This window comes from Epilithonimonas zeae, assembly GCF_023278365.1.
GTDB lineage: Bacteria > Bacteroidota > Bacteroidia > Flavobacteriales > Weeksellaceae > Epilithonimonas > Epilithonimonas zeae_A.
In genome coordinates, this window is the sequence record NZ_CP075338.1 from 465594 (window position 1) to 491049 (window position 25456).

General features: G+C 34.3%; 21 protein-coding genes and 6 tRNA genes. 12 read left to right on the top strand and 15 right to left on the bottom strand.

Features of this window, described 5'->3' with window-relative positions; translation table 11 throughout:
- Positions 1–2: 2 nt before the first annotated feature.
- Complete coding sequence (locus tag KI430_RS01870; protein ID WP_248876596.1) at positions 3–1004, top strand: hypothetical protein; 1002 nt, start codon at positions 3–5, stop codon at positions 1002–1004.
- A gap of 32 nt (positions 1005–1036) precedes the next feature.
- Here the strand turns inward: KI430_RS01870 and KI430_RS01875 are convergent, their stop codons facing one another.
- The 14 genes from KI430_RS01875 to KI430_RS01940 form a co-directional block, all read right to left on the bottom strand.
- On the bottom strand, positions 1037–1642 hold the full coding sequence (locus KI430_RS01875; protein WP_248876597.1) for a hypothetical protein: 606 nt from the start codon (positions 1640–1642) through the stop codon (positions 1037–1039).
- A gap of 388 nt (positions 1643–2030) precedes the next feature.
- On the bottom strand, positions 2031–3782 hold the full coding sequence (locus tag KI430_RS01880) for a hypothetical protein (RefSeq protein WP_248876598.1): 1752 nt from the start codon (positions 3780–3782) through the stop codon (positions 2031–2033).
- A gap of 51 nt (positions 3783–3833) precedes the next feature.
- Complete coding sequence (locus KI430_RS01885) at positions 3834–4385, bottom strand: hypothetical protein (RefSeq protein ID WP_248876599.1); 552 nt, start codon at positions 4383–4385, stop codon at positions 3834–3836.
- Positions 4386–4458: 73 nt separating this feature from the next.
- Positions 4459–5928: a reprolysin-like metallopeptidase gene (locus tag KI430_RS01890; RefSeq protein WP_248876600.1), complete on the bottom strand. Its 1470-nt coding sequence runs from the start codon at positions 5926–5928 to the stop codon at positions 4459–4461.
- Position 5929: 1 nt separating this feature from the next.
- Positions 5930–7885 carry a type VI secretion system Vgr family protein gene (locus tag KI430_RS01895; RefSeq protein WP_248876601.1) on the bottom strand — a complete coding sequence of 652 codons (1956 nt, stop codon included), beginning with the start codon at positions 7883–7885 and terminating at the stop codon, positions 5930–5932.
- A 299-nt stretch (positions 7886–8184) separates the two neighbouring features.
- Positions 8185–8592, bottom strand: a complete 408-nt coding sequence (gene tssD / locus KI430_RS01900) for a type VI secretion system tube protein TssD (protein ID WP_074233857.1) — start codon at positions 8590–8592, stop codon at positions 8185–8187.
- Positions 8593–8749: 157 nt separating this feature from the next.
- The gene (locus KI430_RS01905) at positions 8750–9232 is read right to left on the bottom strand and encodes a hypothetical protein (protein ID WP_248876602.1); all 483 of its coding nucleotides are present in this window, start codon (positions 9230–9232) and stop codon (positions 8750–8752) included.
- A 44-nt stretch (positions 9233–9276) separates the two neighbouring features.
- The gene (locus tag KI430_RS01910; RefSeq protein ID WP_248876603.1) at positions 9277–10638 is read right to left on the bottom strand and encodes a DUF5458 family protein; all 1362 of its coding nucleotides are present in this window, start codon (positions 10636–10638) and stop codon (positions 9277–9279) included.
- 14 nt (positions 10639–10652) lie between these two features.
- The gene (locus KI430_RS01915) at positions 10653–11099 is read right to left on the bottom strand and encodes a type VI secretion system contractile sheath small subunit (RefSeq protein WP_074235563.1); all 447 of its coding nucleotides are present in this window, start codon (positions 11097–11099) and stop codon (positions 10653–10655) included.
- A 71-nt stretch (positions 11100–11170) separates the two neighbouring features.
- Positions 11171–13546: a type VI secretion system protein TssR domain-containing protein gene (tssR, locus tag KI430_RS01920; protein WP_248876604.1), complete on the bottom strand. Its 2376-nt coding sequence runs from the start codon at positions 13544–13546 to the stop codon at positions 11171–11173.
- Positions 13547–13566: 20 nt separating this feature from the next.
- Entirely contained in the window at positions 13567–14484 is a 918-nt protein-coding gene (locus KI430_RS01925) for a PKD domain-containing protein (protein WP_248876605.1), read from the bottom strand.
- Positions 14485–14496: 12 nt separating this feature from the next.
- Complete coding sequence (gene tssO / locus KI430_RS01930) at positions 14497–15021, bottom strand: type VI secretion system TssO (protein ID WP_248876606.1); 525 nt, start codon at positions 15019–15021, stop codon at positions 14497–14499.
- Between the two features lie 11 nt (positions 15022–15032).
- Positions 15033–15566 (bottom strand): type VI secretion system TssO, encoded by a 534-nt coding sequence (gene tssO / locus KI430_RS01935; protein WP_248876607.1) that lies wholly within the window; start codon positions 15564–15566, stop codon positions 15033–15035.
- A gap of 5 nt (positions 15567–15571) precedes the next feature.
- The gene (locus tag KI430_RS01940; protein ID WP_248876608.1) at positions 15572–16243 is read right to left on the bottom strand and encodes a response regulator transcription factor; all 672 of its coding nucleotides are present in this window, start codon (positions 16241–16243) and stop codon (positions 15572–15574) included.
- A gap of 572 nt (positions 16244–16815) precedes the next feature.
- On the opposite strand from KI430_RS01940, the gene KI430_RS01945 reads away from it, so the two are divergent.
- The 11 genes from KI430_RS01945 to KI430_RS01995 all read left to right on the top strand — a co-directional run bounded on the left by KI430_RS01945 (position 16816) and on the right by KI430_RS01995 (position 23852).
- Positions 16816–18231 carry a PLP-dependent aminotransferase family protein gene (locus tag KI430_RS01945; protein WP_248876609.1) on the top strand — a complete coding sequence of 472 codons (1416 nt, stop codon included), beginning with the start codon at positions 16816–16818 and terminating at the stop codon, positions 18229–18231.
- A gap of 83 nt (positions 18232–18314) precedes the next feature.
- A complete protein-coding gene (locus tag KI430_RS01950; RefSeq protein WP_248876610.1) occupies positions 18315–19223 on the top strand; it encodes an EamA family transporter in 909 nt (302 codons plus the stop codon).
- 809 nt (positions 19224–20032) lie between these two features.
- A tRNA-His gene (locus KI430_RS01955) sits at positions 20033–20103 on the top strand.
- A 7-nt stretch (positions 20104–20110) separates the two neighbouring features.
- Positions 20111–20184 (top strand) — tRNA-Ile (locus KI430_RS01960).
- Between the two features lie 69 nt (positions 20185–20253).
- Positions 20254–20325, top strand: a tRNA-Pro gene (locus KI430_RS01965).
- A 5-nt stretch (positions 20326–20330) separates the two neighbouring features.
- A tRNA-Glu gene (locus tag KI430_RS01970) sits at positions 20331–20402 on the top strand.
- Between the two features lie 165 nt (positions 20403–20567).
- A tRNA-Cys gene (locus tag KI430_RS01975) sits at positions 20568–20649 on the top strand.
- 142 nt (positions 20650–20791) lie between these two features.
- Positions 20792–20865, top strand: a tRNA-Leu gene (locus KI430_RS01980).
- A gap of 80 nt (positions 20866–20945) precedes the next feature.
- Positions 20946–21431 carry a ribonuclease H-like YkuK family protein gene (locus tag KI430_RS01985; RefSeq protein ID WP_248876611.1) on the top strand — a complete coding sequence of 162 codons (486 nt, stop codon included), beginning with the start codon at positions 20946–20948 and terminating at the stop codon, positions 21429–21431.
- Between the two features lie 115 nt (positions 21432–21546).
- A complete protein-coding gene (locus KI430_RS01990; RefSeq protein WP_248876612.1) occupies positions 21547–23064 on the top strand; it encodes a TROVE domain-containing protein in 1518 nt (505 codons plus the stop codon).
- A gap of 374 nt (positions 23065–23438) precedes the next feature.
- Positions 23439–23852, top strand: a complete 414-nt coding sequence (locus KI430_RS01995) for a DUF6584 family protein (protein WP_248876613.1) — start codon at positions 23439–23441, stop codon at positions 23850–23852.
- Between the two features lie 567 nt (positions 23853–24419).
- Here KI430_RS01995 and KI430_RS02000 read toward each other — a convergent pair.
- Positions 24420–25451 carry a hypothetical protein gene (locus KI430_RS02000; RefSeq protein ID WP_248876614.1) on the bottom strand — a complete coding sequence of 344 codons (1032 nt, stop codon included), beginning with the start codon at positions 25449–25451 and terminating at the stop codon, positions 24420–24422.
- Positions 25452–25456 lie beyond the last annotated feature (5 nt).

Below are 25456 nucleotides of genomic sequence, written 5' to 3' on the forward strand. Positions count from 1 at the left end.
AAATGATTAAGTATTTCATTGTAATAATCAGCTTAATAAGTCTGCAAAGTTGTGGTCAAAACAAAGAAACTATGGATGCAAAAGCAACAGAAAAATTAGGAAATTTATATAAAGATGTTAAATTTCGAGAACAGGAAATCAATTACCATGCGGACATTTTTATTGGCGGCTGTAATTATGAGGTTTTGATTAATGATCTTCCTGTAGATTCTTATTACGGACCAGGAAACGGCGCTATGAATACCAGCATTCCAATCAATACAGCCATTATGAATAAAGGCGAACAAACCTGGAAGATCAGGGTTTATCCGGTGCACGACAGTAAAGAAATCAATGGTGTTGCTACAATGGTTCCCAGACCTGCAATACAGGATGGTGCAAGAGTTGAAATCAAAATCGAAGGTTTTAAGTTTTCTGACAATGGTGATATCGAAAAAAGCTTCGGGAATGTTGTCGATTTTAAAGCTCCGACTAAGAAGGATGAGAATTCTGGGAAAAATATCTTTGCGGATGAAGGCAAACCTTACGTTGAGTACTCCGGAAAATTCAAAACTGACACGCCTTATACTTTGGAAGGCTGGAAAAATGGACAGGATCTTACGAAATTAGATCAATCATCGCTTCAGCAAAAATTAATCAAAGAATATGAGAAGTTCCGTCAATGGATCAAAGATGGCAATATGGATGCGATTGCTAATGCTACTTTAAAAGAGAAAAAAGAATATGCTCAGGCTCTTTTATTTGATGAGAAAGATAATAAAGCTTTAGTCAAAAGTTTTGAAAATGGTTGGGGGCAAAAAGGTCTCACAATGTATCCGCTGGAAAATTACAAGATGAAATTCTATGGTGATGGAAAATTAGTAACCCTCGAAAGAAAAGATCACGTGGGAGATCCGGCTTTGGCAGGCTGGTATGTGAATGAAAACGGCCAACGCAAAATGAAAACCTTTACTCTATATTTTCAAATTCCGAAAGGAAAAACAGAGTTAGAAGTCATTAGATAAAATTTAATGTCAATAAAAAATTAATTCAGGATTTAATATTTTTCCAAATCGGAGAATGTTAGATCCTGAATTTTTGGTAGTGGTTTAGGTGTCGTTTTCTGTTTGAGTTTATATTTTTTGGTTGTTCCAAAATCCTGATCAAAAACAACTTTGGTTCCTTCCAGCAAGTCAATTTCGGTTTCCGTAGTTATCTCTCTTCCGTCCGAAATAACCCTCGAAATGTGGGTCAATTCAAAATTACCGTCTTTAAATCTGAAGATGTAACGGCTTTTCAATTCGTTGACGTCTGTTAGTATGACCAATTTTCCTTTTTCAATAAAAAAATCCGGGATTCTAAAATTTCTTTGTTTTCCTGAAGTTTCAACAGGATATTGATTTTCAAAAATCTGGGTTGAAGAAACTTGTAACTTCAGATTTTTGCTATTGGGCTGTGACAAAAATATCTGCAGTCTAAAAGGTTTGATTTCTCCGGTTTTAGTCGTAGTTACAACAACCCGATCAGGTTTTTTATCGTTGTTAAGATCGCCTTTTTCTTCGCCAACTATTTCGCTGAAATTATCTTGATTCCTAATGTTTTGGGAAAATAAGTCTGTATGCGCAAAAAGTAAAAATAAAATATAGAGAAATGATTTTTTCATCTTTTTATAAAATTTTAGAAATGGAGTAGAGCTGATTTTAAAGATACTTATTTCATCAACGGATTATCAAGCAAAGCACCTGATATCAGGTATATAGAAAAAAACAAGCTGACAAAGTACATTATGGCAAAAAAAACAACGCATCTGGTGAGGTGAAGAATCCATTTTGTCTTTATTTTTTGAATCAGAATATCAATCAGGAAAAACAATATAGTTGTTGGAATACTGATTATTAATCCAAATTGTTTTATGATTTTGAAGATCACTGTCAGATTAACAGATTCCGATGAACTGCTGAAGAAGAATATAAAATACAGCGTAACAAATAAATTCGATAAAACAAATATTATCAGGAATTTAAGGGATATTTCAGATGCACTTTTCATGATTAAGTTGGTTTGTAACGTGCACTTTTTGGAGAACTAAAAGCTTCTTTCAATCCATTTTCTACTTCTTTCCAAAATTGGGTGTGGCTCAAGCTGTGAGATGTTTTTGCCAAGTAAACGAGTGAGCCAGGTTTTTTGTCTAATTCTTTTATACCCTTATCCTGCTCTGCAACCAGTTCCGCATTATATTTGGTAACCAGTTCAGAGTATATTTCAAAGTTTTTTCTTAATGTAGTGACTTGGGTATCTAACTTACCAAAGACTAGAGGCTCTATTCCCCAATCTATCACTTTTGTTACTGTTGAAAAATTCTCAGGATCTATAAACTGACTGAATAATCTCATCAATAAGTCTTCCAAATTATTGGCATTTGCAGCATCCTGAGCACCTTTTAAGAAGGTTTTAAATTTACTTTTTTTATTTCGTGAGTTGTAAATGTCTTTATCAAATATAGGAACTTGCAGTATAGACAATCCTTTCGTTTGTTTTGCAGGTGTCCAGGCTGTAGAATCTATAGTATCTGTAATTCCTCTGCTTTCTTCAAAAACATTAGCCAATAAACTCAGTAAGTAACTGTCTTTTGGGCCGCTTTTTATAGCAAACAGAATATTTAAAACTGTTAATCCTTGTGTTAAATTTAGGTTTGAAACAAATGTTGCTTTAGCATAACTTTTACTTCCACTGGCGTAATTTTTATGGACATCAACTGTCCACTGTAAAAAGTTTGTCAACAGATTGATAAACGAGGCCTTTTCTTTCTGGAGACTAGAATTATTAATTTTTATCGAATTAATATAATTGATTATTTCATGTGTTATCATATTAATTGCCAAAGAAGCATTTGCCATTTCCTGCCACGCTTTTCTCCCTTTGTTTGCAAAATCCTGCCAGATCAAACTTTTCAGATAAGTTAATATGACATCTGTCTTAACATTTTTAAGCATTGTGATACCGCGCTCAAATTTATCTTTAGAAAAAGCTTGCAATAATCCTTCGAGATTCAATAAACTAAAATGGGCAACAAGCTGTTGTGTCAAATCGTACTCATTATGAACATTGATGATTTTACATTTTGGATGTAGTTTACCGTGATTGAGCTGATGTTTCTTCTGAAAAAAAGGAGTTGATAGATAGGTGATACTTTTTATTTTCCAATGTTCAGGAAACTCTGTGATTTTTCTGGACTTCAAAAACTCAGATTTCGCAATCATCTCTTTGTTGGTAATCAATTCTGTAAATTGATTAATGACATTGCCGCCGTGTGAATGCCCAATCAGATGCAGACTGACTTCCTGATTTTTTTTAAATTTGTAAACGCGCGACAGCAGGTCTAATAAACGTTCTGCTGCGAGATTTCTTTCTTTAGTATCATTATCTCCGGACCAGCTAAAAAATTGCCCTTCGATATATAGGTTTTGAAACTGAGGGCCTAGCTCTTTCAGTTTTGCCCAAAAATTAGCTTTGCTTACATTATTTTTTTCGTCTTTACCTTGCCAATAATCCGTATTTGCTTCGTGTTTTTTACCTGTTATATTCACTGGATCTGTTGTCCCTGCAACGAACATCACGACATCATATATTTTATCGTTGGTTTTTGGAGGTGATTTTGGTGAACCCCAATATAAGCCTTTCTCAGTACCTTCTTCGGTAACAGTTCTTGTTGCATTCGTAACAATGTTTTCGTTAGAATACATACTGTGCCCTTTTTCAGATACTTTAGTGTAGGTGCCTTTTACAATTCTGGTTCTGCTCATTGTTATTTGGTTTTTATTACATCACATTTCTGTCAATGAATCATTTAAAACTTAATTATTAACATATTGCGATTCTCTTTTCGATAAAACCTTACCGGAAATACCATCCAAAATAATTGTTTCCAAAACATCAGGTTTCTTTTTCCATTGTATTTCCCAGATTGGTTTTTCTTTTTCTATTCTTCTTCTGATAGTGGTATGATAGCCTGTGCTTTGTAATACCGGACCTTTGGAAAGTTTTATGTTTTCTGCTTTACAGAATGCCAAAACCTCTTCAAATGTAAATTTGTAAGGTTCATCATAATCTGTTTTTTTTATAAGTTTCCCATCTTTATCAAATTCATACCAGATTCCTAACGGAAATGTAGTCCAAGGCAAATTGAGTGTAATGCCTTTATTGTAAATCATATGATTGAGATGATAAACTTTCACAATTTTATATAAAGAATCATTTGGGGTGAACTGATAAGAGATATTAGTTTGATTTCGCATAATCTGGATGTAACCGGAGTCTGTTTTTTTACTAAAGCTTTCCAATTGATTAATATTACCAAATAGACTGGTGTCCAAAGTCTCCATTTTATCATCTAAGTAAAGTGTCATAGTATTTTTTTTTTGCGAGTGACAGGAAATTAAAATCAAGAAGTTAATAAAAAGAATCAGCTTTTTCATAATTTTATTTTACGTTGTTATTAGCAATCATCCATTGCCACTTCCACAGATTGAATCGATCCTGTGGAATATGATGGGAATAATCCATTATGTTTTCTGTCTTAGCATATTCGTAAGTATATTCTGCTTTGGGGTCTGCTTCAGAATTGGTAAAACTATGAGGCAATTCGAAACTGTGTAAAAATTCGTGTGCTGCAGTTTGATCATTTTTAGTTGGAAATAGAACTACAAACTTTCCTGAACTGTAGCCATTTAATCCATTGATGTTTCCGGAAGAATCTACACTTCCACCGGGTTCAGGCAGATAGACTGCAATATAATGATTGTCATATTTCGTTTCAGCTATCTTTTTGGATTTTAATGTTTTTTTTAATTCGCTGTACACGTATTCTTGTAAACTTATAAATCCTGCAGGAGTATTGGATCTTGATGAATAATAGGCTGCAATCTGTCCGCCTACAACATATCTTCCGCTTGGTTGAAAATGGCTGTCGCCAGACACATCTACAATTTCTGTTTCTACTGTTGCTTCTATCAGTGCTTGTCTCAAATAGTTCTCAAATAATTCCTTTTGTCCGGTAGAATTTCCTTTGATTTCACTGCCAGGAATTCCGGATATATTTGTTTTTAATTCAATAATTAGGAATTTGGTTTTCTTTCTTCTCGGTTTGTGATTTGCCCAGACTTTTAATCTTCCAGCAACTTCAGAAACTTCTACACCTGCTGAATTTTTTTTAGTTGCAATCACTTCTATAATTTGATCTGTGGAAAATTCTTCCAGACATTCTATCGTAACAAAATCTTTGAGAGTATGCTTTCCTTTTGTTTTGGTAGTGATTTCTATTGGCGAAATGCTGAAAAGCTTATTTTCTTTAAATTTAAGTGTGTCCGGTTCTTCATCTACTTCAATATTGAGAGTCAATAAGGCTTTTGTATTTTTATAATTCGAAGCTTCTAATTTTTGTGTTCTCGTATTTTTAATTTTGGCGGGATACAAAGAAACCCAAGGACAGTAATATTTTTCCGCTGTTCCGTCTGCTTTCTTTTTCCACGGAATGCTGTAAACACCATAAACTCTTCCTAAATTGGAATATAAAGTAGGGGATTTTTGAAAACTTCCGTTGTAAGCATTAATATCAGTTACTAGAGTAGTATGAGTAGAATCTGTATACTGTTTAGCGATGATATCTTCATAATTTTTATCTCCGAAAACCGAAGTTTCTCCAAGTCTCATCCAATCAAATCCGTAATCTTCGCCTTTCCAGCCATCCTTACTGCGAAAATGAACAACACATTTTGCTTTTATTTCGGTTGGAGGAGGATTAGCGGGAGTTCCATAAGATATGCCAAGTTTTTCTCCAACTTCTGAAATCCATTTCACGGCATTGGAGATGATACTTTCATTAGAGTACATCGTATGACCTTTCTCCGACACTTTGGTATATGTTCCTTTGACGAATCTGGTTCTGCTCATTTTAATTGGCTTTAGATTTCTCTCCGCTGTTGTTCTGAACTTCTTTTTGTGCGTGCTTGTGAATGGATTCGTTGGATTGGATATTCATAGATTTCTCACTCACTTCCGTTCTTTCCATTTTTGTTTCGCTGTGAACGTCGCCATCAATCATTTCGGTTAATTTTCCTGTGATGAACATGCTGGCGTCACCAGCAACAGATGTCAGTTTCATAGCACCGACAGTTTGAGTTGAGTTCATTCCGATACTTTGGGTGTTATTCATACCGATAGTTTCAGAAGCATTTTGTCCCACACTAGTGGTCATATTTTCTGTAACATTGATGTTCATATTCTTACAATTCAATGTCATTGTTTCCGGAGCAGTAATGTTGATGTTGCTTCCTGTAGTATCCAGATGAATTTCGTTACCACTTTTATCGGTAATGATAATACTTTCATCTTCCGTAAAAACCACTTTGTGTCCGCTTCTGGTCATAATGGATTTGACACGGTTATCAACACCACCACCAAGTCCAACACCGCCGTGGAACATTCCGCCCATTACGAAAGGTCTGTCGGGATGGTTATGGACAAAACCGACCATTACCTGATCTCCAACTTCTGGAATAGCAACGTAGCCTCTGTTTTGAGTAATCTGATCTGTCCCACCAGCATCAGGACTCATCATTCTGATAAAGTTAGTAGTGTCGTGCAATTGCCAGTCAAATTTAACTGTGATTCTGCCTTGTCCCTGTGGATCTGTATTGCTGATAACAGTAGCAATTTGAGGTTGTGCTGTCGGAACTGTAAACTCCGGTTTTGGAAGGAATCCCGTATCGCTGGCAATGGCTTTGAAAGTGCCTTTATAATTCCCTAATGTATCGACATCGTGCGAAGCCTCAATAACCATTATTCTGGTAAAATAACTGGTTTGATTGCTGTCTGGTTTTCTCATTTCCAAATCTGCAACACAGCCTGGATATAAGAAAGGAATCGAGATATTTCCTGTAACGGTAAAAACTTCTACAGCTTTGCTTCCTGCCGCACTTTCTTGAGAATTAACTACATCTTTATCCGTAACCGCTTTTATTGGTGAAACCTGTAAAGATCTTGTGTTGAAAATCCCGTTTTGGGTCTGACTATAAGCATTTTTTGCCAGATCACTTTTATGTTTAATCGGCGTTTCTCCGGAAGTCAGTTTGCTGTTCTGACTGCTGTTGTAGCCGTAGAATTCGGGTTTGGTATGAACCGCTTTGAGTTCTACACGGATGTCGCTGACATTACTTCCATAGATTAATTTGAGCGGTGGATTTTGTGGTGGCAGTTTACCAAAATGTAATACTTCACCATCGTAATAGAATTGTTCCCCATAAGCTTCCGCCATTCTTGCAAGGTAATTGTAATGGGTTTCGTTATACTGAACACTGAAAGGAATTTCAGAGAAATCATTCGCATCCACACGTACATCATACTTGCTGCTTCCCAAACCTTCCTTGATTAATTGTGAGGCAATAATACTCATATTCACTGGAGATTCTCCACCAAAGCTCTGGATTGTTGGGGCTGCATCCAGCAAAATCGTTGGACTGAAACCGCCAAGAACAATATTCGGAAGACCACCTTTTTCCTGACTGTATCCAACTCTGGTAATAACGCCTACAAAAGTCCTTTCCGGACTATCCTGGATGTCTTTGTATTTTTGGACAATTGTAATTCTTTTTCCTAAAAACTCCTGACTGGATTCCAGATTATGGTTTTCCTTATTTCCTAAAGTGTCGTGCGCCAGAATCAGTTCAAACTCGTGATGTTTAGAGCTGTTTTGTGAAAGCGTGAAATGTTTGTAATGCGAGATTACTTTCCCTTCAATCACAATAATAAGTTTGACAAGACGGTTAATTCCAAAAATCTGGCTTGATGAGATGGAATTGGCGCTATTGTCCGGTTTGAAACTTTTGGTAGGAGTATTGGAAGTAGCCATATTTTGTGATTTTTTAGTATTAAATATCTATTACTTTGTTTAAACTAAACTTGGTCTATGCTTCTATGAAGGCTTTTTTTTGAATATGGAATTTAAAATCAATAATATCAAATCGATAAAAAATTATCATTCGCAATTATTTATTGATAATTAATTCGCAACAATCTTCCTGAAATCATAGCAATAATAATGCAATTGTCATCCAAAAGATTGTTAATTAATCAAAAATCCTGATGAGTGTGTCCGAAAAGGATGTTCATCAGGATTATTTTTTATTTTAAAGAGAAATAATCAGATGATTATTTAGCACCTGGCCAAACTCCATCGTAAGCTGAGTTACCATAATCTATTTTCTCTGCACTTACTACAAAGCTGATGAACATATTATCTTCGTTCAAAGCATCATAATCTACTTCGTGCTGGATAACGTATCCGTTTTCCCACTTCAATGTCGTTAAAGTTCCTTCTTCGTGAGACTTGTTGAAAGTGACTTCACCACTAGTTGGCTTGTACTTTCCATTTAATAAACTTTCCAAAATTCCTGAATCTTCAGTTGCTTCTACAGTGATTTTGATCAATGCGTTAGAAGGATCTGACGCAACTCTACCGGAAACGTCTGTGTTTCTTGATACACCGTAATTCAGTTTAAGGATTTTTTGTTCTGCACCGCCGTTGAATTTTAATACGGCTCTTGAATTGTTTGCCATGATTTCTAAAATTTAATTGTTAATATATTGTATTGTGTATTAGTGTGTTCATTAACTTTTGTATACCAAAGATAGAACCACCTTCCAAAAAAATCAGTAGTAGAATTACTACAGTTTTAGAAAATATTCGAAAGGAAAAAATAATTTATTATCAATTTTATTGAGAAATCTGAGCGGGTAAAGTCTGATAATCAACTCCCATATCTTTTACTAATAACTTATAGGATTGCGGATTGATAAGGTAAACAGCCATCGAGTCTTTATCAGAATCATTAATCTTCAAATCATAATTCGAAATAATCCTGATTGGAAACCGAAGAGTGTCTTTTGCGGATTTTACGATTGTGCCAGAATTGATTTTATAGACATTAACATTTTTATCTTCGATTTTAAAATTGTTAATCAACTCAATTGTGTTAGTTTTTATAACAAATAAACTTTTGTCTGAAGCTTCTTGTGGAGTTAATGTTTTTTTAGGCTGTTCATTTCTTTGATTTTCAAAAAGATCTATCGAATAATGATCGGGTCTTTCATATTTTTTCTTGCAGGAAATTGTGAACGATAATAAAATTATCATGTAAAGAATGTAAAAGTGCGCTGTTCTCATCTCGGTAGATTTTAAATGAAAAAGGGAATTCATAACTTATTGTTGCAAATTCCCTTTGTTGTTAATTTTTGTTGGGTTTATTCCTGTTGGTATTCAGCATCCCATTCGTTACCGTCGTCTCCTTTGTGTCCATCCAGCTTTATGACAAAACTTTTTGTTGGGAAGTAAGGTGTCATTCTGATATCCAACCAAACGCGGTCTTTATTCACTCTGTCTTGTTCAAATCTTACAATTTTGAATTTCTCAATCAATTTGTCCGGACCTTTGATTCCGTCAAGGAAAGTTACGATTTGTCTTCTCAAATCATCTTCGTTTCTCGGGTTCCAGTTTTCAAATGCCCTTCTGTTAAGGAAATCGAGTAGAACCTTGGTTACATAATCGAAAACTCTTACAACGGAATAAGTTTGTAAACCAATGTTATCTCCTGTAAATAATGTTTTTGCGGAGAAAGCCATAATTTTTCCGTACTCATTCACCATTGGAACTAATCCCATTTTTTCAAGTTGAGAAATTTCACTTTTCTTAAGGTCAAATTTCACGGCATCCACTTCATTGATATTTCCGTGTTTTTTACCAGCGGCAACTTGTGACATCAATGTTTTATAGATTTTTCCAGCCATAGAAGTAGAAGGCGGAAGATCCACATTTTCCTCTTCACCCACTTCCTCAGCTCTGCCTCTTCCTACAAGCCAGTTGGTCGTCATAATCACATTACTTCTGTGAAGTTCGCCACCAGTAAGATTGGCTGAATGGAAAAGATCCACAACATCATCTGGTTTGTCAAGATTAGCAAAATCTGTTATCAACATTACTTTGTTCTCGTTACAGATTTTCGCCCATTTTTCAACGACTTTATTAGAACCCAAATATCCTGGAATTGCTAGGATAGAGTAGTTGTCTCTCAAATCCAGGCGGTCATAATTTTGCTTGAATTCATCCGCAATAGCATCGATGAAAATCGGATTATCCAAATCTTTCATTTGCTCCAAAGATGCATTCACGATACTTACGTTATCGACTTTGTCCAATTCTGTATTCTTGAAGAACTGAGCCATCGTTCTGTACGACGTTTCCAATTCGCGAATCGCAGCAAGACTATTTTTGAGGTTGGTTTTAAGGTTTTTTTCTGCACTCTGCGCTTTTGTTTTACAGGCTTCTGCCATTTCTTCAGCGGTAGCATTATTTTCCAAAAGTGAAATCCATAAATTCAGTTTTTGAGCTAAATCTTTTCTTTCGGTTTGTTTATTAGTATCATTTAAGAAGATTTCTTTACGTGCTTTTCTCGTCGGATTCATATTGGCAATCCCGTCTACAACGGTTTCTATAAAATTGAATCCCCCAACTTTGTTGAGATCGTTAATCGCTGAACCTCTTCTTTGATCTTGCTGTTGTTCTGCAGCCTGCTGATTTTGCGGTGCTGCTTGTTGTCTATTGTCCATAGTTTTTGTGTTTATTATTTTTCAAGTTCACCTGCTACTTCTTTCAAAACTTCTATCAAAGCATTTTTGGTTTGAGGATTTTCAAGAATATTTTTTAGAATTTTATTATTCTTCAGTTGTCTCAGTATTTTATTGTACTGTTCTTGTTCGATGCTTAGAGTTTTCAGATATTCTGAGTTTTGAGTCAGATTTTTCGGAGTGAAATCTCCCAATTGCTGAAACCTGAATTCTTCATCTATGTAAGTTCCGTCTTCTGTCTCATGCTGAACAGAAATAGAAGGTTGAAAGTGTTTGAAGACATCGTCTACCGATTTCAGACCTTTTACAATTTCCGGAACAAATGGTTCATCTGCTGTAAGTTGACTTACAATCAGCGATCTGTTTTCCTGAATTTCTTGGATTGCTTCGTTGGCGTCAACTTTTACTTCGTTTCCCCCAACACCATAATTAAACATTGCCATATTATTTATTTTTTGTGATTGATTTTCTGATTTTTTACTGAAATATTTTAAAATCTTATTGAATGAAAACATTACAGAGATTCTACTGGTTCGATGGTTGGCATAAAGAATCTGTTAAGCCAATAAAACTTTTCTCCGTTCTGATCTATGATGATCTTTGGGTTACTTTTATTATTTAGCAATCTGTCTGCCAATGTTTTATATTGTTTGAAATAGTTTCTTACAATCTCATTGGAAACGACTTTCGGTTGTTTCCATCCACTCAGCTTATATGTAGAAAGTGTTTCTTCCGCTGAGTTATCAAATCCTGTACTGACAGCGACAGAATAAGCCATAGACTGATTTCTCAGTTTTGATTTATCAAATTTTGTATCGCCGGAGTAATACTTTTTAAGTGTTTTCAGGTAAGAGTTAATTGCTGATTCCTGACTGAAAGTAGGTGTGAAACTTTTTGTTTCCTGATAAATTTCCTGATAAAAAGCTCTTAGTTTATCGTATTCGGTTTCAGACAAAAGAATTCCTTTTTCAACGGCCGGATAACTTTCCTTTAACTCATTGGAAAAAGTCCCTTTGGTTATAAACGGATTGTTATAAGTAATCAACTGCGTTGTAGTTTCCGTTGGGATAGGTGTTGGTGCATTAGAAAACTGATTTCTGAAATCTGGCTTCACAACCGTTTTGGAACTTCCGACAGCTGATTTGAAATAGTTAGTCAAAGAAGTATTGACTGTTTTATTATAATCAATAACCTGAGTAATTAAACTATCTAATGATTTAACAAGCAGATTACTGGAATTAATTTCGCCTTTTCTAGGATAAACAACAAAACCCTGAGCCATACTTGCTTTCGGATAATCCAAAGAATAAACGCCGCCTTCTCCCATTACAAGGTTGTAATTGTTCTTATCCATAATCATTTTTTGATCAACGATTCTGGCTTTGTCCAATTCTGCAATATTTCTGGCTGTACCTGTTAAAACATTTTCTGAGAATAATACGAAGTTGTTGTAATAATCAGAAGAGCCTGAAGCGGATTGAAAGAATAGCATTTTTGCACGTGCTTTAGTTAGGTTTCGCATAGCCTCGCTAAGTCCTCCAAAGCTGGAAGCTGTAGATCCCACAACAATAACGATATTGGTTTCGTCTGAATTATTTTTGATTAATTCTCCAGTAGTTGAAAGTGCTTCTAACAGAGGTTGTGCGCCGCTATTACTACAATTTTGATTAGATGTTTGCAAGTCTATAAAAGAATTGATTTCCTCAAAATTATTGCTCAAAGCTGATGGTAAAATATCTTCTCCACAGTTGTTATTTTTGTAAAGAACAGCACCGTATTTGATGCTTTTAAAATATTTTAATTGGTCTAATTTCAACTGGATATCCTGAAAAACAGATTTAGCCAAAGCAGAATTCTGAATATTATCCCGGCTGATATCAACAGTGAAGACAATGTTCAGATTTTTGCTTCTGTTAGTTATTTCTTTGAATCTGTCATAATAAACAGGTTGTCCCAAAACATTATAAACAAAGTTTTTGCTGTAATCCAAAGCATTTGTGAAGAATCTTGCTTTGTTAGAATTATCAACCGTGGAAGGCGAAACCGAAACCAAATTTTCTATAGCGGTTCTGTTGATTCCGTCAGAAAGTGGAAAGTTGGTTTCTGTAAAAGATCCATCCGGATTTTGTTTATTGATAGCTAAATTATTTTCATCAGCATAATTGAAATCTGATGAAACTTTCAAAGCAGTTCTGTCGCCCCAATTGGCAATCATATTGGAACTAATCCAACCGTAAACATCTTTGGAAATGCTATCGATTTTTAGATTTGGTGATTTTCCGATTAAGAATCTGTTATTAGCTTCGGATTGTTTGTAGATGTAAACTAATTGTCCAACGGCAATTTTTTTGCTGATAGGTTTTGTGAGATCCGGCGATGAGAAAATCAAGGCAGAATCGCCTTTCATATATTTTGAACCGTTTTTCAAAACATCAGAATTATTTGGAGAAATAACCGCTTTTACGTTAAAACCATTATCACTTCTTTTCAAAGAATTGGTCCAAAGCAATAACTGGTCTTTCGGGATCCAACCATAAGTTTTAACTGACTTGGAAGGGATTTTTTTCATCAAAGCATCAGGATTATATTCTGCAACTTTGATCAGATTTTTAGATTCTTTTTGCTTAACAACTAATAAGGGTTCCAAGAATTTGATTTCTTTAGGTGATTTTTCTTCACCCTTATCCATAAAAACAGTGTTGTTGGCACGATCAGAAATTACCACCCAAGGTTCAGCTTTTTTAGGAAATCCGTCATTCACTTTTACTTGATCTACGTAGCCGTAAAAATCAGAATCTGGTGTTTCCTGAGAAGGAATCCTGACTTGACATCCAATCAAAATATATACAGAACCAAAAAGGTAGGCAGCGCTAAGGAAGTTATTTTTCATAATTTATTTTTTTAGTTTATTTACTTGCTTTGCTTTACTTCTACTTTGACAACGCAATTTTGATTGGTGTCCAAAGTGGTTTTCACTTCCTGTATAGAATTATTTTTATCGAACTGCAAACCCATGCAATAGTTGTAGAATGAGTTGTTTTTATCATTCACAGTTAGTCCAATGTTATCTTTATTACATAGATAAGTACTGAGAAGATAATTGTAATGACTGTTGAAATTGTTGCCATTGGCAATTTGCTGAAGGTGATATTTGAAATCATCATTGATTTTGCTGTAGATATCCGTCACTGTTGGCGCTGTAGCAACTTCGTCATCCAAATCTTCATAAGCCGGAAGAATTTTTATCATATGCTGAATAGGCTCATTATCAATATCAGTATATAAAGTCACAATATAATTTCCCGGATTTTTGAAGGCGTAAGTTGCCATTTTTTCTTTAGCATCAATGTTTCCGGTTTCTCCAAATTTCCAAGTAAATATTTTAGCATCGGGAGAATCTGCACGGAAAAACACATTTTCCAATTGCATTGCCTGGGTCGGAGCATCTATTCTGGTAGCCGCTTTTGCAGTGTCTGCAGGTTTGGAATAACCTCCTGAAACCAAAACAGGAAAAGACTTGGTGTACTTGTTGTCGATAATTACAGAAACTTGATAATATCCAGGTTTTTTGAAAAAGTGAGAACCTTTGTTTTTGTCAGAATTAAATCCATCTCCAAAATCCCATTTTCTTGTTTTTCCGAAAGTGGTTTTGTCTTCAAATGTCAATGTATCGCCCACATTGAGAGATGTTGGATAAACTGCTGCAACAATATCGTCTGAGCTATGGATGACTTTTCTCTGTAACCACAAAATAATAATGGCCGCTAAAAGCAAAAGACTTATTACTGCAATAATAATGTTCTTCCTGTTTTTTTGGATGTAATTCATAATTAAAAGTTGTTAGTTATTTTTCATAAGTAATGCGTTATCTCTTTGCAATTTTTGATTTTTTCTTTCCTTGAAACCAATAGAACAATCTTCAAACTGTTTGGTGAAAATCTTGATGTTTTCATTTTTTTTACCCGCGATATTTTTGTCTTCCACATACATTTTGTAGAACTGGGCAATCTGCTTGTAAGATTCTTTTCTTGGATCCGTGATATTCACAGTTTCGAAAATGTTAGCAATATCATTAATGCTATATCTGATTTCGTTTTCCAAGAGAGGATTTTGATTCTCTACAGACACTTTTTCGATTTTGTTAAAAGTGCTGTCGATAACAGGTTGCGCAATTTTTTGACGATCATCGAATTTTACTTTTTCTTCCAAGGTCTGGATTGCCAGAATATCAGAATTGTTGAAGGGCGACTCATAACGGTACAGAATAATTACTGAAAGCAGCAAGACTGCAAAAAAGAGTAGTCCCAAAAGGTACAAGAAGTAGTATCTTTTTTCTTTGTTAGAAAGGATAATTTTGGCTTGCATAGTTTTTTAGTTTATTTTAATCGTCTTGCTATTTTTCCACCTGGCTCATTATTTTTGATTTGGGTATTGATTTTTTCTACTTTCCCCATACATTCATTTAGGTTTCTTATGGCATTTCTTTCTTTAGCAGTTACGTTAATGAGTTCATTTTTGAAAATGGTCATTTTTCCAATGTTTTTAGTCAGCGTAGAATATTGTTTGAAAGCTTTGCTGCTATCCGCTCCCATAATATTTTTAGTGTCCTGAAGATCTTCCAGAATTGAGTTTCTAAGGAAAATGTCATTCTGTACCCTGTCTGTATTTAGCAAAGCCATTTTATAGTAAATGGTATCCATTTTAATTTTCAGAAGTTCATTCCTGCTGAGAACATTTTTATAGTCATTCAGTTCTTTTTGAATTTGTTCTCTCTGAATTGTTGAGCTTTTGAAAAACAGAAAAACAGTTGTTAAGCTGATCGATATTAAAACAATGAATGAAAATATGAATCGGATAATTCCGTTTCTTACATCATCTGAGTTCAGTCTTTTTTGTCCTTGTGTAGCCATGATTTCTAAATACTTGAATTGTAATATCCGTTTTCTACACAAAATCGGGCAAGATCCAATTTGCTTTTAAGTCCCAGTTTTTCAGTCAATCTATTAATATAAGTATCAATTGTTCTTGTGCTTAAGCTTATTCGGTCGCCGATTTCTTTATTGCTGAATCCTTCATAGCACAGCTTAATGATATGAATCTCCGTAACGTTCAGTTCGTCTTGTTGTTTTTTCTGGCGATCCATGTAGCTTTTCACAACTTCTTCCTGCGACGCCCATTCTTTTTTATACTCCTCATAATCAGAATTTTTACTCAGAATACAATTTCTAAGAATATCTTTTATAATAATGCTGTTTTTTTGACAATAGAAAGTGTTAGGAATTTCGCTAAGAGTAGCGGCCATGTCATCCTGATAAGTTGTGGAGTAAGTAAGAATTGGAACATCCTTATTGTGTTGACGAATATATTTTATCGCTTCGATTCCGCTTAGGATTGGCATAAACAAGTTGATGATGAATACATCTTCTTGCTTTCTGTAAAGCCTGTTAATTAATTCGTTACCATTATTACAATCATTAACAATAGAAAACAAAGGGTTTTCCAAAAGCATTTTAACCAAAAACTGCTTAAAATAGAAATCGTTTTCTGCGATTGAAAAGCGTATCGCTTTTGTAGAAGTATTGTACATATTGAATATTCAGGGATTTTAGTTTTTAAAAAGGAGACCAAAAAGTTCAAAATATTTAAATCAATCGATTTAATAAAAAGCTAAATCAGAAGAATATTCTGCTGGGAGGAATTTTCCTTTTTGCAGAGCAGCAAGAGGAAATGATAAAGTGATAAAGTAAGCTATTCGATATAATCATTAAATAATTTTTAATAGAGTTTTACCCAAATTCTAAATCCGTTAATATTATTATTTGAAATAGTATCGAAAAATTAAACATCAAATATGTTGCCAATAAATTGTTAATAACTCAAATATGTTATGTATTGGTTAATTGTATTGTACTATTGTTGACTAATTAATATTTAGTTAAGATTATGTAAAATACAGATATAATGGGAGTTTTGAAGTTATTTTGCTTCCTAAGTAGTGACTTATTTTTTTCTAAATATTATGCATAATGATTTTTTTAATATTCAAAAACCAGAATAGAGTGTTTAGAGCCTGTTTAAAATATGAATTTTAGGATTTAAAAAAATAAGTTTATATAGACACAGATTTATTTTATTAATTTTATCTGATACAATTTTTAAATGGCAAGAGAAATTCTTTATCAGAAAATCGCAAAAATTATAGAAGAACAGATTCTTTCCGAAACCCTTCGGATTGGAGACAAATTACCTTCGATACGTTCGATACAAAAGAATTACAACGTTGGACTGAACACTGCGAAACAAGTATTTTTGGAGTTGGAAAGCAAATCGTTGGTAGAATCCCGACCAAGATCTGGATATTACGTAAGCAGAACTTTTCAGAGAAAAATGGCGCTTCCTTCTGTTAGTGAACCAAGGCTTGCTAAGAAAGAAAATACTCCGGAAGAGTTAACCCGAAAGGTTTTCGACTCACTTCAAGATAAAGATATTACAAGATTTTCATTAGGAATCCCAGATCAAAATTTGTTGCCGGTTGCCAAGTTAAATAAAGGGATTGTAAGAGCAATGCGAAGTCTTCCTGAAAGCGGAACCGAAATAGAGCCTGCACAAGGAAGCATTAATCTTCGCAGAAATATTGCCAAATGGTCGTTGGTTCTAGAAGGGAAGTTGACGGAAGATGATATTGTCACAACACATGGAACAATGAGTGCCATTTATTACTGTCTGCTTGCAGTTACAAAGCCCGGTGATACCATTGCTACAGAAAGTCCGATGTATTTTGGGATTTTACAGTTAGCAAAATCGATGGGGTTGAATGTTATTGAACTTCCGACACATCCTGTCACCGGAGTCGATTTGGATGCTCTGAAAAAAAATATTCATAAAATTAATGCTTGCTGTTTTGTAACCAATTTCAGTAATCCTTTGGGAAGCCTGATGCCGGATGAAAATAAAAAATTGCTTGTAGAGTTGCTGACTTACCACAATATCCCTTTGATCGAAGATGATTTGTTGGGAAACCTTTTCTTTGGAAATTCTCGCCCAAAGCCTTGTAAAGTATATGATGAGGCAGGAATTGTGATGTGGTGTGGCGGAGTTTCCAAGACTTTGTCTCCCGGTTATCGTGTAGGCTGGGTTGCTCCGGGAAAATTTAAAGAAAAAATTATTTGGCAGAAATTGGTACAGACCGTTTCAATGCCTTCACTGTTTCAGGAAGTGATTGCTGATTTTATGGAGTTTGGAAGATACGATCATCATTTGAGAGGCTTGCGACAGACTTTACATACTAATTGTCTGAAATTTCAGCGAACTATTGAAGATTATTTTCCGGAAAATACAAAAATTTCTCAGCCTCAAGGTGGTTTCTTTCTTTGGCTTGAGCTGGATGGAAAAATGGATACTTCTGAGCTTTATGAGATTGCTATGGCGCAGAAAATCAGCTTTGCGCCAGGAAGATTATTCACTCAGCACAATCAGTTTAATAATTGTATGAGGCTAAGTTTTGCATTGAATTGGAATGAAAAAGTTGAATCAGATTTAATCAAATTAGGAAATATTATTAAACAGAATTTCTAAAATCTGTATCCATAAAAATATTAAAAACTATGTCTGTGTTCATTCGGAAATTGTAAGGAGATTTGTTCTTATAATTTTTACTAATGTCAACTTCAACCAATCTTACAACAAAACATCTGCTTTTAGCTTTACTTACTGTTTTTATCTGGGGAACCAACTTTATTGCAATCTATATTGGGCTAAAAGAATTTCCGCCATTCTTATTGTGTGCTGCAAGATTTGGATTGGCAGCCTTCCCTTGGATTTTTATTTTACCGAGACCTAAAGCGTCTTTCAAATTGATTTTAGGCTTCGGAGTTTTTAATTTTGCGATGCAATTTGGATTGATGTTTACAGGAATTCATTTAGGATTATCTCCCGGATTATCATCATTGGTCTTACAAGTCCAGGTCTTTTTCTCAATGGCTTTAGCCTATATGTTTTTCCGTGAAAAACCAAGTTTATTCAAAATAATAGGTTCTTTGATTTCATTTATAGGAATTGGTATTGTAGCATCTCATATCAATGGTTCAGCAACTTTGATCGGATTGATTCTTACATTATTTGCTGCTTTATCTTGGGCTTTTGGGAATATATATACTAAGAAAATCAATTCAGATTCTCCGCTTTCATTAGTCGTTTGGGGTAATCTTGTGGCATTTCCGTTTATGATGATTTTATCATTTATTTTTGAAGGACCAACTGTGATTATAGATTCGGTACAAAATGTTTCCTGGCCAACTATTGCTGCTGTTTTCTATATCGTTTACCTTTCCACGCATTTAGGATACGGACTCTGGGGTTATTTGATTAAAACTTATTCTACTTCTGCTGTAGTTCCTTTTACTTTATTGGTGCCTGTGGTTGGTTTTATTACTTCGGCTTTAGTGTTGAATGAAGAATTGACTTCCTGGAAAATCATTGCATCATTATTTATTATGGGAGGATTGGTTTTTAATTTATTTGAAAAGAGCATTCGAAAAATCTTAAATAAAATTACGAGAAAGGGATAAAACTAGAAAAACTGGTTTGTAAACTAATTCTGAATCTATTCCAAAACATTGAAATTACAACGTTTCATTTGCGTATAAACAGAATTATTTATCTTTGCGCTAGTAAAATTATGACAATACAAAGAGCACATATCAATGCAAATCTATGCGATAGCCCTTCAACAAAGGGACTATTCGGATATGAATGGGTGATGTGGAATGAGGCAAAATGTGCTTGGTTTGAAAATTATTTACTTTAAAACCGTAAAAATTTAATCAAAATACAATCTAAACGCCTCGATAATCGGGGCGTTTTTTGTGTTTTTAGAGTGGAAATTATTTAGAATGAAAAAAAATAACCATAAAAGTGAAAATAATTTAATTAAAGATGAACAACTAATTAGAAAATAAGACGTGATAGAAAAACCAATGAGAGACAGTCATTTAGGTAAAATAGATATCTGTAAAATATTACGGACAGGATTTCCTTGTTTTTAATTTAATGTATAATTGATTGGTAATCAGTAATTTAATTCGAAAATAAATTTGCGGATTCGAAAAAATCATATTTACTTTGCAACCGAAAATTGAAAGCAACAAGTTTTCAATCTTTAAAAAAAGATATTTTAAAACAACAAGAATATAATGAAACAATTACATCACATAGCTAATCAATATTCAAGACTGCTCGGAGAAGAGCCGAAAGGATTGCTATGTATTCTTGGGAGTGAATTGGTGTATAAAAGGTGCTTATATAAATGGGTCAGCTAATAAACTGACACGTCAAAAAAATATAAAAGCGCCTCCCAAAAAGAGGCGTTTTTTTTATGGTTTCTTTAGCTTATTTGGTAAAGCATCGGTTTGTGGCACCGAAGAACAGGGTTCGATTCCCGAAGAAACCCAAAGTTAATCTCATAGCTCAAAAGGTTAGAGCATCGACCTGATACGTCGAAGGTTGAAAGTTCGATTCTTTCTGAGATTACAAAAGATTCACGGAAAAAATTTGGCTCCGACTGTCTCTCGGAAAAGAATTTTGAAGTGAGTCTGAAAACTGGAAAGATAACGGTGGTTGTTTACCCGCCTTGGACGCGGGAGGTCATAGGTTCGAATCCTATTTTCCAGACAATTGCTCCATTCGTCTAACGGTTAGGACGTCTGCCTTTCGAGCAGGGAACAAGGGTTCGATTCCCTTATGGAGTACAATTAATTAATGTTAATTGTTTCAAAGAGAGAAAGAAAAGGTTTGTCAAGAGCAGGAGTTCTTTAAACAAAACACAAATTACAATAGACAGACTTTTTCTTAACTCGAAATTAAAATATAATTGAGAAATCTATTATCGTTCATCGATTATCATTTATAAAACTGATGGTTCGCCGAAGTGGGAGAGTCGGGACAGTCTGCAACACCGTTGTGAAAACTGAGTGGGTTCGAATCCCATAGCCATCTCAAATAACTAAAATGAGATTAGTTCCGAAGAAAAAAAAGTTTGTCGAGCGCAGAAGTTCTTACATCATACCAAAAATTAAAGACAGGCTTTGTTTTTCTTCAAAAAAATAGTTGGATAAAATTATTTATCAACTTTCAATATGTGGAGGTGGCGGAACTGGCAGACGCACTTGATTTAGGCTCAAGAAATTGAGGGTTCGACTCCCTCTCTCCGTACAATTTTGTTGAAATAGAAAATAATAATTAAAAATTTAAATTTAAAATTAAACAAAAACAAATTCAAAAAATGTAGAAAAATGGAAACGCAACAACAAAAATGGCAGAATATGAATGGAAAAATCTTCCGAAATTCTATCACCAATTTGGTAGAAGAAGCCATCATCCGCGAACTAGCCAACGGACACCGACTGAAAGTTTGTGTGGGTTCAGATTCCCACGTTTACGGCGATACAATCAGTTATGCAACGGCAGTCGTTGTTATTCGTGAGGGAAAAGGAGCGTTTACATTTATCAGAAAACAAAGAGAGTTTCAAACAATCAGTATCAAAGAACGAATGCTGAACGAGGTTAACAAATCTGTAGAAATCGCTTATGCAATCTGTTCTATTTTGGAAACTTATAATGTGGAAATGGAAGTTCACGCCGATATCAATACGGATCCGGATTTCAAATCCAATATCGCTTTGAAAGATGCAATGGGCTACATTTTGGGAATGGGCTACACTTTTAAGGCAAAACCATTTGCATTCGCAAGTTCCAACTGTGCTGATATGATGGTGTAAATAATTCAAAATATTTTTTTTCTACGCAAAAACATTGCGCACTAACGTTTTTAATTTGCATCAGAAATTAGAGAGGCGATAATCTTCCTAATGTTTAACTAAAAAAACAGTAATTATGAAATTTAATTTTTTAAGAAAATCAAATAGAGTAGTAACCAACTACGAAGGTGCAAAAGCTTACACGATGACACCTGCAGAAGAATTGTACAGTGCTGTTGTTACAACAGGATTATCCAATACTTCTTATGAAAAAGGAAATGAGAGATTGACGAGAATTCAGTCCTTAATCCAAAAAAACGACCCGGATTTCGTGGCGAAATTAGCAGTTTATGCAAGAAAAGATATGTATTTGCGTTCGATTCCGCTGGTTTTGACAACCGAATTGGCAAAGCAGACTTCAGGTACAGACTTGGTAAGTAGAACCGTTGACGGTGTTATCCAAAGAGCGGATGAAATCACAGAATTGTTGGCATATTACCAATTAGCAAACGAAAGAACAGATGCTAAAAAGTTGAACATGCTTTCAAAACAAATCCAGAAAGGTTTGGTAAAATCATTCAACAAATTTGATGAATACCAATTCGCAAAATACAACAGAAAAGCGGAAGTAACTTTGAAAGATGCTTTGTTCCTGGTTCATCCAAAAGCAAAAGATGAAAATCAACAGGCTATCTTCAACAAAATTGTAAACGACTCGTTGGAAACACCTTACACTTGGGAAGTTGAACTTTCGGTTTTGGGTCAGACTAAATTTGCGGATGATGCGCAAAGAAAATCAGCTTTCAAAAGCAAATGGGAAGAATTGATTTTCAGTAACAAATTGGGTTATATGGCGACATTAAGAAACCTTAGAAATATCTTGGAAGCCAACGTTTCTTCTGAAGCAATGTACAAAGTTTGCAATTATTTGTCGGATGAAAAAGCGGTTAGAAACTCAAAACAATTGCCATTCAGATTTTTGTCAGCGTACAGAGAATTGAAAAACATTGATTCAAAGTACATCTCATCAATCTTGGAAGCATTGGAAGATGCAGTGATGGTGAGTGCAATAAACATCAAAGGTTTTGGTTTCGAAACTTCGGTTGTGATTGCGGCAGACGTTTCCGGTTCTATGCAAAAACCGGTTTCTCCGAAGTCCAAAGTTTTGCTTTATGATATCGGTTTACTGATGGCGATGATGTTACAGTCGCAATGCAAAAACGTGATTACGGGTATGTTTGGTGACATTTGGAAAAGAGTTCCGATGCCGAAAAATGGTATTCTGAGAAACGTAGATGCTTTCTACAAAAGGGAAGGTGAAGTTGGTTATTCCACAAACGGTTATCTTGTGATTGAGGATTTAATCAGAAGAAACGAAAAAGTGGACAAAGTAATGTTGTTTACCGATACTCAATTGTGGAACAGCAATGTAACCAATGATTCTTTTGAATATTCCTGGAATCGATATAAAAAAATCAATCCAAATGCGAAATTGTATATTTTTGATTTGGCCGGCTACGGAAAACAACCGTTGGATATCAGAAAAAATGATGTCTATCTTATCGCAGGCTGGTCCGACAAAATCTTCGATGTACTGAATGCTTTGGAAGACCGAAAATCTGCAGTAGAAATGATTAAAAAAGTAGTGCTGTAAAAAGCACTGCTTTAATAATGATCAATTATAAGTGATAAATGATGAATGATTTTATGCTGAATATTACTTTAGTTTAGGAGCTATTTCCCGTTTTCCACTATATCTTTTTCTTTTTTGAGAAAAAAGAAAAAGGATGCCGTTGCAATCGGGGCTAGTGAGCAATTCTCTGTTTAATAATTATTTAAAAACTTAAAAATAACCGATGCCGTAAGAAAAGAAATCCTTCGACTTCCAATTGAAAAAAATGAGTCTTTTCGCAAATTGCTCGGTTTGAACTAACCAATGTCGTATATAAGAGTTCCATCGTCAAACTCGTAACTTGAATATTAAAAGCTCTTATAGCTTATTACTTGGTTTTAATTAAAATACAAATTATGGGAACTATTTTCTATAGAATAGATGAAGACCTAAAAGCAGGAAGAAAGAAAAAAGCCTGTGATAGACTGAGAAATCTGATTAATGAATTTCCTGATGATATTTCTTTAAGAGAAAAACTAGGACAAATTTACTATGATTCAGGATTTAAAGATGAAGCTGGAAAGTTTTGGATTTTATCTGAAATTCAGGGCTTTGAAATGAAAGAAGCTGTTGATATTTACAGAAATTCTTTAAGCAATTCGGGAAATGCTATTTTAAAAGATATTGTTTTCCGTGGAGATAAAAATCAACTTTCAGAATACTCAAAAAATATTTTAAATGAATTAGAATCTGACAGTTTTAGAAAAACAAGACACATTCCTGAATTTAAAAGAAAAGATAGAGAAAAAAGGAAATTATATAGAATCTAAAGAAAGCTTTTTAAGTACAGTGGGATTTTATCTGCTTATTGGAGGACTTATTTTACTGCCATTTTTAGGACTTATTAAGCTCTACGATATTATCCATTGCTTCTTTAAATAATTTTCAATTGCGCAAATAGAATGCGTACAATACAATAAATTTGTAACATCAAAAAAACAATAACCATAAAAAACTTAAAAAAGTAAGTGTCGTAAAAACAGAGTTACTTCGTTGGATGATAAAGCAGGTTCGAATCCTGTAGGTCTCTGTTTGATTTTTCACCTTACTTATAATCGATGCCGTAAGAAAGAGTTACTTCGTATCCAAATTGTTAAGCCTCTTTCAAATTTGTTGCTCGATTTTTAAAAAAAATAAAAAATAATCAAGTGTCGTCTTAGAATCATACTTCGTATCCAAACATTGTGTCGCAGGTTCGATTCCTGCCTTTTCTTCGGGAAAGTAGCTCAGCTGGTAGAGCAAATGAAGATTCTTAACTTATTACCTTGATTTAATTTAAAAAGACTTAGAAATAATTTCCTGTAAATATTCCAACAGATTAGTGTTATAAATTGAAATTATTTTGAAGCTGGTAAAAGTGGAGCAGTCGTTTGTATTAATTCCCTAGGTTCATCTTTTTTCTCGTATTCTATAAAACCGTTGTATTTATAAGATTTTTCAGAACCTTCCCCACAAGTTGTAAAAAAAATGCTTTTTGTTGAAATGTTATTTTTATTGACGTTTTTATCAATATTGTTCTGTCCTTCAACTTTCAGATATTGTCTTAAATATCGGTCGTCATTGTATTGGTTGTCTCTGAAATAAGCTTCATTGTCACTCGCATTTTTACTGATAAACTGATTGGATTTCTTATCAAAAATATAAGCTGATTGATCCGCCATTGGGAAATTATGATAATGTTTGTTGAAGAAAACTCCGGTTTTGTTGATGTCTTTAGATTTGTCGTACTCGGCTTTCATCTCAAGAATTTCTCTCCAGTTGGTATCGTTTTTATCCTCATTACTTTTTTTGAAGCCTCTGTCAAACATAGAGATTGTGAGAACCTTTGTTTTGCCTTCAGATTTTATCATTCCAGAGAAGTTTTCCTCATACTCACTTGGTTTGTTATAAACAATGGCGAGATCATTATAATCCTTTGGAATAGTAAATTTACTTTGATTCCAATGATCATTCACCAATGCTGAAAGTATAATTTGCGCAGGTTTTGTCTTCGTTTCAAAAACATAAGGAGCACCGAAGCAATTTGCATTGTCATTGAAAACGGGTTGCGGTTGTGATTCATCAAATTGAATCAAAGTTCCACCATCTTCAAAACCAGAAAAATACATTCTAGAAGAGTTACCAACTGTAGGATTCTGACTTCCAAAAATCATAAATAATTCCTGCTTGTCTGGATAAAAATTGATGTAATCTTTCTCAAACGTATAAGTTCCAAAAAGAGCAGTTGCATAGCCGTAAAGCATATATTTTCCGTCTTCAAAAAGACAAATTCCATCGTTTCCGCCGTATCTTCCTGCGACTTCTTGATAACGTTTGTCAGCATTTTGTTTTTGTGAAAATAGAAATGAACCCGCAAATAATAGTAGCATCAAAT